Source organism: Streptomyces sudanensis, from assembly GCF_023614315.1.
GTDB classification, from domain to species: Bacteria; Actinomycetota; Actinomycetes; order Streptomycetales; family Streptomycetaceae; genus Streptomyces; species Streptomyces sudanensis.
In genome coordinates, this window is the sequence record NZ_CP095474.1 from 306352 (window position 1) to 319720 (window position 13369).

Consider the following 13369-nt stretch of genomic DNA (forward strand, 5'->3'; position numbering starts at 1 on the left):
CGNNCCGGCNCCNCGNNNTCNNGGCGGGGGCGCGGCGGTACCGGGGACGCCTGCCCGGTCCTGCCCGAAGAGGCCGACTGCGGCGGTGGCCCCGAGCGCGGCGGCGATGCGCAGCACCACCCGCCGACTGGAAGGCATCTGATCCTTTTTCATGATTAATGCTCCGCACGGGCGACCCCCGGATCGGGGCACGACACCGGGTGCGCGGGGTGAAAACACCCGTTGGGAGGAGTGGCCGGGCGGTCCGTCAGGGGGCCCGGACGAGTCCCTGGGCGCCCGCGCCGCGGCTGAGGACGACGGCGGTGACGCGGTCCCGCACGGGGGCGAGCGCCGTGTCGCCGGAGGCGACGGCGGCGTTCAGGTCGACGACGCGGTTGGCGGCGGTGTCGAACCACTGCGGGACGAACTCCGCCCGGACGGCCTCCCAGCGGCCGCCGGGGGTGCGGGGCGGGGCGAAGGTGAAGCGGGCGATGGTCCCCTCGTTGCCGCGCGGGTCGTGGGCGCCGGAGTGGTTGACCATGGCCCCGGCGATCTGGTCGCCCATGCCGTAGACGATCCAGGTGCCGTTGACCTTCTCGTACGCCTGGGGGACGTGGGCGTGGGTGCCGAGGATGAGGTCGACGTCGGGGCGGCCCGCGGTGGTGGACGCGGTGAGCGAGCGGCCGAGGGAGAGCTGCTGCCGGTCGGGCTCGGTCTGCCACTCGGTGCCCCAGTGGAGGCTGACCACGACGACGTCCGCGCCGGCCTCGCGGGCGGCCCGGGCGTCGCTGAGGATGCGGCTCTCGTCGATGAGGTTGACCGACCAGGGCCGGTCGGCGGGCACCGGGATGCCGTTCGTGCCGTAGGTGTAGGCGAGGTGGGCGACCCGGGCGCCGCCGGCCTCCAGGAGGGTGGGGGCGGTCGCCTCCTCGGCGGTGCGGGCGGAGCCGGCGTGCTCGATGCCGACCCGGTCGAGGTGGTCGAGGGTGCGGCGGATGCCCTCGAAACCGGCGTCGAGGGTGTGGTTGGAGGCGGTGGAGCAGGAGTCGTAGCCGGTGGCGCGCAGGGCGTCGGCGACCTGGGGCGGGGACCGGAAGGACGGGTAGCCGGTGAAGGGGCCGCCGTCCTCCCCGTACACCGTCTCCATGTGGCAGAACGCGAGGTCGGCGGCGGAGATGACGGGGGCCACCCCGGCGAACATGGGGCGGAAGTCGTGTCCGGCGCCGTTCGCGTCGGCCCGGGCCGCGCGGATGACCGAGGCGTGCGGGAGGACGTCGCCGCTGGCGACGAGCGTGAAGGGCCTGGCCGCGGGGGCGGCGCGGCCCCCGGCGGACGGGACGCCGTGGGGTGCGGGGACGCGTGGCGGGGCGGCGGTGCAGGCGGCGGCGCCGAGCAGGACGGCGGCCGCCAGGGCCGTCCGGCGGGGAGNGCGTCNGGTNTGTCCGGTGGGGCATGGGGGGCTCCCTGGTTCGGGACGGACGGTGGGGGTTCTCCGAATCCACCACCCGGAACGCCGTTCGACCGGGACCGGAGCGGCTTAAGTACGACGAATTAGCTGGATCGGCCGCACGTCCCCGCGCCGGCCGCCCGGACGCCGCCCGGGGTCCGGAGCCACCGGTCCGGGGTGCGCCCGGCGGCCGACGCGGGGACGGGTGCCCCGGTCCCGCCCGCACCCGGGACGTGCCAGGCGCCTTCCGCCACCGAACCGGCGAGGCGGACGGGGCCGGAACGCGCCGTTGCCGGGGCCGACCGCGCCGGTCATCCTGTGGGGGGGCCGCCGGTCGCCCGCCGGCGCCGCGCCGAGCACGTGTCCGTACGGCTGGGGCGGGAGTGGTGGTGGTCCTGATGGTCGCGGTGCCCGCGGCACACGAGGTGACGCTGGGCGTCGAGGAGGAGTTCCTCCTGCTCGACGCGGTGGACGGCAGCCCGGTGGGCGGTGGCGGCGACGTCCTGGACGCCGACCGGAGGCACCGCCGGCCGGACGGCGCGGCGGAGCGGGGGCTCCAGCGCGAACTGCTGTCGACGATGGTGGAGACGGCGACCGGCGTGTGCACCGACCTGGCGGGGCTGCGTGCCGAACTCGCCGCGGCCCGCGCCCGGCTGGCCCGGGCGGCCCGCGACGCCGGGCTGCGCCCGCTCGCCAGCGGTACGGCGCCGATGGCCGCGCCGGTCCGCGCCGTCACCCCGACCCGGCACTACCGGCAGATGGCCCGGCTGTACGGGCGGCTCACCGACGAGACGGAGACCTGCGGCTGCCACGTCCACGTCGGCGTGCCCGACCGGGAGTCCGCCGTGGGCGTCCTCAACCACCTGCGGCCCTGGCTGCCGGTCCTGCTCGCGCTGTCCGCCAACTCCCCGTACCACCAGGGTGCGGACACCGGCCACGCGAGCTGGCGCACGCTCGTCCTGTCCCGGTGGCCGACCCACCAGATCCCGCCGCGCTTCGCGTCCGCCGCGCAGTACGACCGGACGGTCGCCGCCCTGCGCCGCACCGGCGTCCTGCCGTCCCGCGCCGCCAACGCGTACTGGTTCGCGCGCCCCTCGCACCACCTGCCGACCATCGAGGTGCGGGTCGCGGACGTCACGCCCAGCGTGGACGAGGCGGTGCTCCAGGCCGGTCTCACCCGGGCCCTGGTGACCAGCGCGCTCGACGCCGTCGTACGGGGCCGCCCCGCGCCGCGGCTGCCCGACCACGCGGCGGGCGCCGCCCTGTGGACGGCGGCCCGGTACGGGGTCCGGGGCCCCGCACTGCACCCGGTGACCGGCGACCGCGTCCCGGCGGCCGAGGCCGTGCGGGCCCTGCTCGACCGGGTGCGCCCGGCGCTGGAGGCGAGCGGCGACGAGGCGGAGGTGCGGGAACTGGCGGAGCGGGTGCTGGCCCACGGCACGGGAGCCGACCGGCAGCGCCGCCGCGCGGCTCCGGGCGCGCCGCGGACGACCCCGTAGGGGACGGGTCTCCGTAGGGGGGTTGTCTCCGTAGGGGACGGGGTCCTTCAGGGCCGGGTTCCGTGAGGACGGCGTCCCTCAGGGCCGGGGCCTTCAGGGACGGGGGTTCTCAGGGTCAGGGCCCCGCAGGGCGGTGGCGGGGCGGCCCTCGTCGCGCCGGGGGCGTCCCACCCGGCCGCCCGCTTCGCCACCCCCGGCGGGCGCCCCGGAGCCTCACCGGGTCTCGCGGGCCTCCCCGGGCCGGGCGGAGGGGGCGGGGAGGGCGAACTCGCACCACACGCACTTCCCGGTGCCGCGCGACTCGACGCCCCAGGCGTCGGCCAGCCGGTCCACGAGCAGCAGTCCGCGCCCCGACACGTCGTCCGCCCCCGCCTCGCGGCGGCGCGGCAGGGCACTGGAGCGGTCCTCCACCTCGACGCGGACCCTGGGCCCGCGCGCGGTGAGCATCCGCAGGGTGACGACGGCCGCGCCGTCGGTGTGCAGCAGCGCGTTGACGATCAGTTCGCCGGCGGCCAGCTCCACGTCGTCGGAGCGCTCCCGTCCGCCCCAGGCGCGCAGGGCCGCACGGATCATCCGGCGGGCGGAGTGCAGCGCCTCGGGGTCGTCCTGGGCGACGTGCTGCCGGAACCTGCCGCCCGCCCGCGGAGGGCGATCCCCCTGCAGGCGCAGCAGCAGGATCGCCACGTCGTCGTCGCCGCCCCGCCCGCCGACCGCCTCGCACAGCCGGTCGGCGAGGAGCCGGAGGTCGGCGGGCCCGTCGCGGACGAACCCGGTGAGCCACCGCATGCCCTCGTCGAGGTCGGCGCCGGGCCGCTCGACCAGACCGTCGGTGAACAGCACCAGGGTCTGTCCGGCCGCCAGTTCGAGGACGCCGACCGGATAGTCGAGGGCGTCGAACTCGGCGGACAGTCCCAGGGGCAGCGCACCCGGTACGGGCAGCCTGCGGCAACCGCCGTCCGTGTCGCGCAGCAGCGGATCGACGTGGCCGGCCCGGACGGCCTGGACGACGCCGGTCGCCGGATCGACCTCCATGTAGGTGCAGGTGGCGAAGCGGTCCGTGTCCAGGTCGCGGAGGAAGACCGACGCGCGGGCCATGACGGTGGCGGGGGTGTGGCCCTCGGCCGCGTACGCGCGCAGGACGATGCGCAGCTGACCCATGACGGCCGCCGCGTGGGTGTCGTGGCCCTGGACGTCCCCGATGACGGCGCCGACACGGCCGCCGGGCAGCGGGATCAGGTCGTACCAGTCGCCGCCGATGTCCCGGCCGTGCCGGGCGGCCCGGTACCGGACGGCGACCTGCGCGCCGGGGACCTCGGGGATGCGGCGCGGGAGCATGGCCTGCTGGAGGCCCTCAGCGAGGTCGTGCTCCTGTTCGAACAGGACGGCGCGCTGGAGGCTCTGGGCGATGCTGCTGCCGAGGGCCACGAGGACGTTGCGCTCCTCGGGGGCGAAGCCCCCCTTGTGGCTGTAGAGCAGCCCCACGGCTCCGATGGGCCGGGCGTGCGCGATCAGCGGGAGGTACGCGGCGGCGGTGATTCCCAGGGGGGCGATGCGCTGCCACAGGGCGGGATAGGCCCCGGCGAACTCCTCGGGGGACTCGACGAAGCGGGGGGCGAGGGTCCGCACCACCTCGCTCATGGGGTGGTCCTCACCCACCCGCGTGTGGCGGGTGCCGGGGGCCGGGGGCTCCCCGGAGCCGTCGGCGACGAGGTGGATGCGGCCGGCCTCCAGGAGGCCGACGACGAGGCCGGCCGCGCCGAGGTACGCAAGGCCCTGCGGGTCCTTCAGCACGTCGATGACGTCCCGGACGGTGCGGGCGTGGGCGAGGGCGGCGGTGGTGGCCTCCACCAGACCGGTCTGCCGGCGGCGCTCGGCGTCGATCTCCCGCCGGTCGGCGGACTGGGCCAGTTCGGGGGTGGCGTCGCGGACGATGCCGATGACCCGGCGGGGACGCCCGTGCTCGTCGCGGCGGATGAAGCCCTGGGTGTGGGTCCAGCGGCGCCCGCCGTCGCGGGTGCGGACGCGGAAGTACGTGCCGTAGTGCGTGCTGCCGTCCTTGAGCGCCTGCGCCACCATGGCGTCGAGGCGCTCGGCCTCGCCGGGCGGGAACCTCCGCTCCAGGGTCTCGGGCCGTCCGTCGTACTCGGCGGGGTCCATCTCGAACACGGCGAGGGCGACCTCGTCCATGTGCATCAGCCCGGTGTCGAGGTCCCAGTCGAAGCTGCCCATGCGGTTGAGGATCAGCCTCAGATCCGGATGGACGGGCCACTCCCCGGGAGGCGACGGAGCATCCGCTGCCGGATCAGCCATGGGGCCACTCTGCCACCATTCGCCCGGTTTATCGACCGATGCCGGGCCGCCGGGGAGGGGTGGAACGGCCCGCCGCCCGCTCTTCCCGGCGGCCTCACTCCCCGGCGGTCTCCAGATCGGGGACCGGCCCGTACAAGACGCCCTCCCCGGCCTCCCCGGTCTCTCCGGCCGGTGCGTCCGGCGGTCCGCCGGGGCCGGTCTCGTACCGCGCGGCCCCGTCCGGCGCGGCCCCGTCCGGTACGGGGCCGCCGGTCGTGCCCCCGCCGGCCGTACCCCCGTCGGGTACGGGGCCCTGGGGCGCGTGCTCCTCGAACGCGGGCCCCTCGGGCACGGGTTCGTCGGTCGGCGGCCCGTCGGGACCGGGGCCGCCGGGCACCGGCCCTTCGAGTGCCGGCCCTTCGAGTGCCGGCCCTTCGAGTGCCGGCTCTTCGAGTGCCGGCTCCCCGGGGGCGGGCTCCCCGGGGACCGGCTCTTCGGGCGCGGACCCGCTCCGGGGCGGAGGGCCTGGCTCGGCGGTGTCCGGCCCCACGAGGCCGGCATCGGGGGCGGGAACGGGAGGCACAGGGGGCGCGGGCGGGCTGCCGGCCGGCTGCGAGCGCGCGTCCGGCGGCCCCGGGATCCGGCGGGCGGACGGCTCACGGGGGACGGCGGGGGAGGCCGGNCGCGCGCCCGCCGCCGTCCGGGCGCCGTCCGGCACGGGCGCGTCCGCGACGTGCCGGTCGTCCGGGGCGTACGCCGGGGGGACGGCCGGTTCGCGGTCCGCTTCGCCCCGGGTGCCGATCTCGCGTTCCAGCCAGGTGCCGTTGAGGACGTTCACCAGGAGGAGGCTGTCCAGGACCTGCTGCGTGGGACTGACCTGCACGACCCGTTCGGGGCGGAACCCGGGCCAGGGTTCGCCCCGGTACCCGGTGGGCGGCCGCGCGTCGGCGGGGGCGCGCAGGGGGCTGCCGGCGGCGCAGCGGACGCGGGGCGCGCCGTACCCGTCGACGAGGACCGCGGTGCCCGCCTGGAGGACCGCCTCCTGGGGGACGGCCTCGCCGTCGCGGTAGCCGTGTCCGGTGACGCGGGTGTCGGCGCGCAGCATCACGGGGGTGAGGTCGCGCAGCCAGGCGCCGAGTCCGCCGGGGGTGACCCCGGCGGCCTGGGCGAAGGCGCGGGCCCTGGCCCCGTCCGCGGCGAGGAGGCGTGCCTGCTGGTCCACGTCGCAGCTGGGGAGCGAGTGGGTGCCGCCGTACAGGCCGGGGGTGGCGCCGTCGACCGTCCGCGGCGCCCGCCCGGCGGCCGCGGACGGGCCGCCCGACGTGTCCGGGGCCGGTGGGCGGCGCGCGGCGGAGTGGTCGGCGGTGAGGGCGGTGGAGGCGCTGAAGGGGTGGGGTCCGGGTTCNGCGGCCGGCTGGNGGCGTGGCCGTATAATATATTTGGGACGAGGGGCGGGACGATCCTCGCCGCCACCGCCACAGCCCGCGGCGATCAGTCCGGCGAGGACCGCCAGGGAGACGGCGGCTGGGCGGCGGGGGCACGCCGAGGGGTGGCGTGTGGGTGGACGCACGCGAATCTCCCGCCTTTCCGCCGATCCGACCGGCCGATTCCCTCCATGTCTGCCGGACCGGAGGGCGGGCCGCAACCGGAGATCCGTCTCCCGGGAGCCGTACGGGCGACCCGGGCCCGTCCGGTCCGCGCCGCCGCGCCCCTCCCCCGCGCACATCCGCCGGACGCCTTCGCGGGCGGGCGGAACGACGGACCGGGCCCGCCAGCACGCCCGCACCGCGGCCCCGCCCGCCGCNCTACCNGGCATCGTNAGATTGTAGTNCGGGGCGCGNGNNCGGCCGGGCCGCGTCCCGGCCGGGCGGCGCGCCGGCCCGTGGGCGGCCGATACTGGAGGGGATGGAGTCCTTCGCCTGGTTCGCCTCGTCCGACCACTGGCTGGGCCGCCTGGTCTTCCAACGCGGCCTCGCCGGTCTCTACTTCGTCGCGTTCCTGAACGCCGCGCTCCAGTTCCGGCCGCTGATCGGCGAGCGGGGCCTCACCCCCGTGCCGGATTACCTCCGGCGGGTGCCCGCGCGCCGGGCGCCGAGCCTGTTCCGCCTGCACTACTCCGACCGGTTCTTCGCGTGCTGCGCGTGGGCGGGCGCGGTCGGCGCCCTGGCGCTGGCCGCCGGTGCGGGGGACGCCGTGCCGCTGGCCGTGTCGATGCCGATGTGGGCGGCGCTGTGGGGGCTGTACCTGTCGATCGTGAACGTCGGCCAGACCTGGTACGGCTTCGGGTGGGAGTCGCTGCTGCTGGAGGCCGGGTTCCTCGCGGTGTTCCTCGGCAACGACGAGACCGCGCCGCCGGTGCCGCTGATGTGGCTGCTGTGCTGGCTGCTGTTCCGCGTCGAGTTCGGCGCGGGACTGATCAAACTGCGCGGCGACCGGTGCTGGCGCGACCTGACCTGCCTGTACTACCACCACGAGACCCAGCCGATGCCGGGTCCGCTGAGCTGGTTCTTCCACCGCCTGCCGCGCCCCCTGCACCGCGTGGAGACGGCCGCCAACCACGTGACGCAACTGGTCGTCCCCTTCCTGCTGTTCACCCCGCAGCCGGTGGCGACCGGCGCGGCCGGGGCGATCGTGCTGACCCAGCTGTGGCTGGTGCTGTCCGGCAACTTCGCCTGGCTGAACTGGATCACCGTCGTCCTCGCCCTGTCCGCCGTCGACGGGACCCTCGTCGCCGCTCCGCCGGACCTGCCCGGGCCGCCGCCGTGGTTCACCGTCCTCGGCACCGCCGTGACCGTCCTGGTCCTGGTCCTGAGCGTGCGCCCGGTGCGCAACCTCCTCTCCCGGCACCAGGCGATGAACCGCTCCTTCGACCCGCTGCACCTGGTCAACACGTACGGCGCCTTCGGCACGGTCGGCCGGGTCCGCCACGAGATCGTCGTCGAGGGCACCGACGAGCCGGTGGCCCGCCCCGGAACGGTGTGGCGGGAGTACGAGTTCAAGGGCAAGCCCGGTGACGTGCGGCGGATGCCGCGCCAGTTCGCCCCGTACCACCTGCGGCTCGACTGGCTGATGTGGTTCGCGGCGCTGTCCCCGGCGTACGCGACGGGGTGGTTCGGGCGGTTCGTGGAGCGGCTCCTGGAAGGGGACCGGGACACCCTGCGGCTGCTGCGCCGCAACCCGTTCCCGGACGCGCCCCCAGCGCTGGTCAGGGCCCGGCTGTACCGGTACCGGTTCACGACCTGGCGGGAGTTGCGGGCTACGGGCGCGTGGTGGCACCGCACCCCGGTGCGCGAGTTCCTGCCGCCGACGCGGCTGGCGGGCACGGACCGCCGGGACCGGCGGGGCGTCGGCTGAGGTCCCGCCCGAAGCCGGCGGCCGGGGTGCTCCGCGGCGCGTTCCGGCGGGGGCGAGCCGGGGAGCNNNCCGGNGGCTNTCCCTTCTNCNNNTCCGGCCCGGTGGGCCGGGGCGGCCCGGCGGTCCCTCCCGAAGGGGCGGCCCCGTCCCGCCGTGGCGGTGCCGGGCGAACGGACGCCCCGCGCCCCGCCGTTGTGCGGCGGGGCGCGGGGCGGGGCACGATGTGCGGCCCTGCCGGGCGGCTCAGTCGATGCCGGGCAGGATGTGCGGCTCGGCGAGGTCGTCCTCGTACCCGGCGAGGCGGATGGGGGCCGAGCGGGCCCACACCTCCAGGCTGCCGAGTTCCTCCGGGCGGGTGGGTCTCGCCGGGAACTCCGCCGGCTGGTCCTGCGTGGTCGTCTCTGATGTCACCGCGCGCTCCTTCATGTCGCGAACCTGGGGGACGTGCACTGCCGTTCGGTCGCGGTGGCGCCGGTCTCCGGACGGGACCACGGCCTTTCGGTGGCAGGCCGGCCCCCGACCGGCACCAGGGAGTTCGTGAATCCCGGTCGGCCGGTCGTTCACCTCAGGTTAACCACATGAGCGCGTTGCCGCTCGATGGAACGCGTCACACCGTCGAGAACCGGACACAATGGCGCGGAGTGCCCCTTTTGCGGCACTCCGTGTCGTCCCACGGGGACGCGGTCCGCTCCTCACCACTTGCCGGGCGCGTAGTCCTTCAGGAAGCAGCCGTACAGGTCCTCGCCGGCCTCGCCGCGCACGATCGGGTCGTACACCCGCGCCGCGCCGTCGACCAGGTCGAGCGGGGCGTGGAAGCCGGCCTCCGCGAGCCGCATCTTGTCCGGGTGGGGCCGCTCGTCGGTGATCCAGCCGGTGTCGACGGCCGTCATGAGGATGCCGTCGGTCTCCAACATCTCCTGGGCGCTGGTGCGCGTCAGCATGTTGAGCGCGGCCTTCGCCATGTTGGTGTGGGGGTGCCCCGCGCCCTTGTAGCCGCGGCCGAAGACGCCCTCCATCGCGGAGACGTTCACCACGTACTTGCGCCGGGCCGCGGAGGCGGCCATCGCCGGGCGCAGTCGGCTGATCAGGATGAACGGCGCCGTCGAGTTGCAGAGCTGGACCTCCAGCAGCTCCACCGGGTCGACCTGCTCGACGGTCTGGATCCAGCTGTTCACCGGCGCCAGGTCGGGCACCAGGCCGCCCGCGTCGATGGCCGTGCCGGCGGCGATCCTCGCCGGGGTCGCCGAGCCGCTCACCAGCGCGAGGCCGGTGACGTCCTGCGCGGTCAGGCCGTCGCCGCCGCGCGGGGAGGGCAGGGCGGCCACGCTCTCGACGGCACCGCTGCCGAACGTGCCGATGACCTCGGCGGCGGGCAGCTCCCCGGCGGGCAGCGGGGCCGACTCGGCGGCGACCAGCTCGCTGTACGCCCGGCGGGAGCGGCGCACGGTCTGCGCGGCGTTGTTGATCAGGATGTCCAGCGGGCCCGCCGCCGCGACGGAGTCGGCCAGGGCGACGACCTGCGCCGGGTCGCGCAGGTCGATCCCGACGATCTTCAGCCGGTGGATCCAGTCACCGCTGTCGGGCTGCGCCTTGAAGCGGCGGATCGCGTCGTTGGGGAAGCGCGTGGTCACCGTGGTGTGCGCGCCGTCGCGCAGCAGCCGCAGCGCGATGTACATGCCGATCTTCGCCCGGCCGCCGGTGAGCAGCGCGCGGCGGCCCGTCAGGTCGGTGCGGGCGTCGCGGCGGGCCCGGTTCTCCGCCGCGCACGACGGGCACAGCTGGTGGTAGAACGCGTCGACCCGGACGTACCGGTCCTTGCAGACGTAGCAGGACCGGGGGCGCTGCAGGACGCCCGCGATCTCGCCGGCGGCGGAGGAGCTGGGCAGCAGGCCCTGCGTCTCGTCGTCGATCCGCTCGGCGGAACCGGTGGCCGTGGCCTCGGTGACCGCCCGGTCGTGCGCCGTCTTCGCGGCCCGGCGCTCCTGGCGGCGGCGCTGCTTGACCGTCCGGTAGATGCCGGCCGTCGCGCGCCGGACGGCGATCGCGTCCGGGTGGTCGACCTCCAGCCGGTCGAGTTCCTCGAGCACTCCGAGGCAGACGGCCAGACGCTCGGGGTCGATGCCCGGACCGTACGCCTGGTCGTCTTCTGTCACCGTCATGGCCGCTGCCGTTCCTCGATCACTCGTTTGCCTCGTTCCGAAACGGGCACTTTACGGAGCCGACCCGCCGCCCGCCAAACCCGGGCCGGCGGCGGCGCCCCCCGGCGGGGTGTCGAAGACGCAGTCGCCGCACAGCCCGCCGCCCGGGCAGCGGTAGTACAGGCAGCAGGTGCGGCGCCGCATCGCGGGCCCCCGGAGCGTTCCGACCAGGTCCGGGTGGTCGAGCAGCCCGGCGGCGAGCTCCGCGGCCCGCCCGGCCGCGTCGGGGCGGCCGTGGCGGCGCGACCAGCGGGTGATTTCGCGCACGGCGCCGCCGAGCGCCGAGCCCGCGTTGCCCCACAGCAGCCGCGGCGACACGGGGCCGGCGGCCCGCAGGGCCTCGCCGAGCGGGACGAGGTGGCCGTACTGGACGGCGTCCCGCAGCTCCCGGACGGTGCCGGGGCGGGCGGCGGTGCCCGGCCACCACAGCTCGTCGGGCGCGGAGCGCGCCGGGTCCCAGTGCAGCGTCCCGGGCGACACGTCCGGGAAGACGCCGTGCAGCGCGGCCGAGCCGAGCGTCACCGACCACAGGCGCGCGGCGAGCCCGAGCTGCACCAGGGACGCGGCGACCCGGTACTCCGGCGTGCGCAGGGCCTCCGCGACCCGGGCGACCCGCACCGCGAGGGGCGAGTCCGGGCCCGGGGCGTACGCCAGGGCGAGCGGGGCGTACGGGCCGGGGCCCGGCGGTGCACCGGGGAGCACGAAGAAGCCGCCGACACCGCCCACGGCCCCCAGCTCGGCGGCCGTGAGCCCCCGCCGCGTCTCCGTCCCCATCCTTCTCCGCCCCNCCCCCGACCCGCGCGTGCGGCCGGGCACCACCGTAGCGGTGCCCGGCCGCACGGGCGGAGGCCGGTGGTCAGAGGCCGACGCCGCCCCTCCTGAGGTAGGCGAGGGGGTCGATGTCGGAGCCGTAGCCGGGTCCGGTGCGCACCTCGAAGTGCAGGTGCGGACCGCTGCTGTTGCCGGTCGAACCGGACCGGGCGATGCGCTGGCCGCTGCTGACGCTCTGCCCGGCGCGGACGGACAGGGCGGACAGGTGGGCGTACTGGCTGTACTTGCCGTCGTCGTGCCGGATGACGATCTGGTAGCCGTACGCCCCGGCCCAGCCCGCGGAGACGACCCTGCCGGAGGCGACGGCCCTCACCGAGGTGCCGGTGGGCACGGGGAAGTCGACGCCCGTGTGGTAGCCGGAGGACCAGGAGGAGCCGGCCTTGCCGTACGCGGTGCCGGGCGCGGAGGCGACGGGTGCGCTGAGGCCGCCGGTGCGGGTCTCGGGGGCGGACCTGGCGACGGGCTGCGTCCGGGGCCTGGGCTTGGTGGCGGGCTGCGGCTTGGACTCGGACCGCGGCTTCGGCTTGGCGGCGGGCTGCGTCCTCGTCGGTTCGGCGGTGGGGCGCGTCGCGGGCCTCGGCTTGGCCTGCGGGGTCGCGGGCCTCGGCTTGGCGGCGGGCTGCGTGGCGGTTCTCGGCTTGGCCTGCGGGCTCGTGGAGCGGGGCGCGGACTGGGGCCTCGTCCGGGTCGCGGAGTCCGAGCGGGCCCGGTCGCCGGAGGCGGGCGCCGCGGCGGCCCCGTCCCGGGCGGCGGCGCCCTGCCCGGTGCGCGGCCCGGACTGCGCGGGTCCCGCACCGCGGAGCGTCAGGCTCTGCCCGGGGAAGATGAGGTCCGGGTCCTCCCCGATGACCGTGCGGTTCTGCGCGTACAGCCGCTTCCAGCCGCCGGGCACGCTCTCCTCGGAGGCGATCCGAGACAACGTGTCGCCCTGGGCGACGGTGTAGCTCTCGCGGCGCTGGTTCGGGATGGTGGTCGGCGTGGCGGGCCGCTCGGTGCGGTCGGCGCGGGTCTCCGCCCGGACGGCGGGCGCCTCGCCGCCGCGGTCGAGCCCGGCCTTCCCGGAGCAGGTGGGCCAGGCGTTCGGGCCCTGCCCCTCCAGCACCTTCTCGGCGACGGCGATCTGCTGGTCCCTGGTGGCCAGGTCGGCGCGGGGCGCGTAGCGCGTGCCGCCGTACGCCTCCCAGGTGGACTGGGTGAACTGGAGGCCGCCGTAGTGGCCGTTGCCCGTGTTGGTCTGCCAGCGGCCGGTGGACTCGCAGGCCGCGACCTTCTCCCAGACGTCGGCGGACGCCGCGTTGGCCGTCCCCGCGCCGATCAGCGGCAGGGCGCTGCCGATCGTGACGGTCAACGACGCGCGGTTGAGACGGCTCGGCTGCTGCCGGCGGTGTCGTCCCCGTACGGCCATGGTGGTTCCCCCCTGAGCACAGGTCAGCAGCCGCCAAGCTAGAGGCGGGTGGCGAGGTGTGGCAAGGGGGGACGGGGACACGAGGGCGCGGCAACGCCCCGCGATTGGCCGGAAACAGTGGTACCGGGGCGACGCGGGGCCGGGTGGAATCCGCGCGGGGCCGGGTGGAATCCGTGCTTCCGCGTACGGGCGCCACGCGGCGCGTCCGGCGCGGGCGCCCCTCCCGGGTCCGGAGGGGGCGCCTCCCGGTCCGGCGCGGTACGTCCCTCCCGGTCCGGCGCGCGGGCACCGGACCGGGGTGTCAGGCGCGGCCGACGGGGCCCGGGGCCGGGTCGGCNTACAGTTCGNGACAGACGCAGTATTACTA

The 13369-nt window shown here is 76.5% G+C and carries 9 protein-coding genes and 1 pseudogene; 2 read left to right on the forward strand and 8 right to left on the reverse strand.

Annotation, left to right across the window (positions count from 1 at the left end; all coding sequences use genetic code 11):
- Positions 1 to 247: 247 nt before the first annotated feature.
- Positions 248 to 1407, reverse strand: a 1160-nt coding sequence (locus MW084_RS01405; RefSeq protein WP_420833723.1) for a CapA family protein, incomplete at its 5' end; no start/stop codon positions are given.
- Between the two features lie 402 nt (positions 1408 to 1809).
- Between MW084_RS01405 and MW084_RS01410 the strand changes: the two genes are divergently transcribed.
- Complete coding sequence (locus tag MW084_RS01410) at positions 1810 to 2925, forward strand: carboxylate-amine ligase (RefSeq protein WP_275563431.1); 1116 nt, start codon at positions 1810 to 1812, stop codon at positions 2923 to 2925.
- A gap of 213 nt (positions 2926 to 3138) precedes the next feature.
- Here the strand turns inward: MW084_RS01410 and MW084_RS01415 are convergent, their stop codons facing one another.
- The 3 genes and pseudogenes from MW084_RS01415 to MW084_RS24410 form a co-directional block, all read right to left on the reverse strand.
- On the reverse strand, positions 3139 to 5235 hold the full coding sequence (locus tag MW084_RS01415; RefSeq protein WP_050986858.1) for a SpoIIE family protein phosphatase: 2097 nt from the start codon (positions 5233 to 5235) through the stop codon (positions 3139 to 3141).
- 94 nt (positions 5236 to 5329) lie between these two features.
- Positions 5330 to 5566 (reverse strand): hypothetical protein, encoded by a 237-nt coding sequence (locus MW084_RS01420; RefSeq protein WP_275563432.1) that lies wholly within the window; start codon positions 5564 to 5566, stop codon positions 5330 to 5332.
- A 331-nt stretch (positions 5567 to 5897) separates the two neighbouring features.
- Positions 5898 to 6619 (reverse strand): annotated as a pseudogene (locus MW084_RS24410) (DUF6777 domain-containing protein); the annotation flags it as partial.
- Positions 6620 to 7119: 500 nt separating this feature from the next.
- Between MW084_RS24410 and MW084_RS01425 the strand changes: the two are divergent.
- A complete protein-coding gene (locus tag MW084_RS01425) occupies positions 7120 to 8568 on the forward strand; it encodes a lipase maturation factor family protein (RefSeq protein ID WP_010474097.1) in 1449 nt (482 codons plus the stop codon).
- Between the two features lie 243 nt (positions 8569 to 8811).
- Here the strand turns inward: MW084_RS01425 and MW084_RS01430 are convergent, their stop codons facing one another.
- From MW084_RS01430 to MW084_RS01445, 4 genes are all read right to left on the reverse strand, one after another.
- Positions 8812 to 8994: a hypothetical protein gene (locus MW084_RS01430; RefSeq protein ID WP_010474095.1), complete on the reverse strand. Its 183-nt coding sequence runs from the start codon at positions 8992 to 8994 to the stop codon at positions 8812 to 8814.
- Positions 8995 to 9260: 266 nt separating this feature from the next.
- Complete coding sequence (locus MW084_RS01435; RefSeq protein ID WP_010474093.1) at positions 9261 to 10727, reverse strand: SDR family NAD(P)-dependent oxidoreductase; 1467 nt, start codon at positions 10725 to 10727, stop codon at positions 9261 to 9263.
- Positions 10728 to 10778: 51 nt separating this feature from the next.
- On the reverse strand, positions 10779 to 11540 hold the full coding sequence (locus tag MW084_RS01440) for a (2Fe-2S)-binding protein (protein ID WP_010474091.1): 762 nt from the start codon (positions 11538 to 11540) through the stop codon (positions 10779 to 10781).
- A gap of 82 nt (positions 11541 to 11622) precedes the next feature.
- The gene (locus MW084_RS01445) at positions 11623 to 13002 is read right to left on the reverse strand and encodes a transglycosylase family protein (protein WP_029553765.1); all 1380 of its coding nucleotides are present in this window, start codon (positions 13000 to 13002) and stop codon (positions 11623 to 11625) included.
- Positions 13003 to 13369: the final 367 nt, after the last annotated feature.

Excerpts from the sequence above, each read along its gene's own strand:
- MW084_RS01415 (WP_050986858.1), bottom strand. The coding sequence starts at position 5,235 with ATGGCTGATCCGGCAGCGGATGCTCCGTCGCCTCCCGGGGAGTGGCCC.
- MW084_RS01425 (WP_010474097.1), top strand. The coding sequence starts at position 7,120 with ATGGAGTCCTTCGCCTGGTTCGCCTCGTCCGACCACTGGCTGGGCCGC.
- MW084_RS01430 (WP_010474095.1), bottom strand. The coding sequence starts at position 8,994 with ATGAAGGAGCGCGCGGTGACATCAGAGACGACCACGCAGGACCAGCCG.
- MW084_RS01435 (WP_010474093.1), bottom strand. The coding sequence starts at position 10,727 with ATGACGGTGACAGAAGACGACCAGGCGTACGGTCCGGGCATCGACCCC.
- MW084_RS01440 (WP_010474091.1), bottom strand. The coding sequence starts at position 11,540 with ATGGGGACGGAGACGCGGCGGGGGCTCACGGCCGCCGAGCTGGGGGCC.
- MW084_RS01445 (WP_029553765.1), bottom strand. The coding sequence starts at position 13,002 with ATGGCCGTACGGGGACGACACCGCCGGCAGCAGCCGAGCCGTCTCAAC.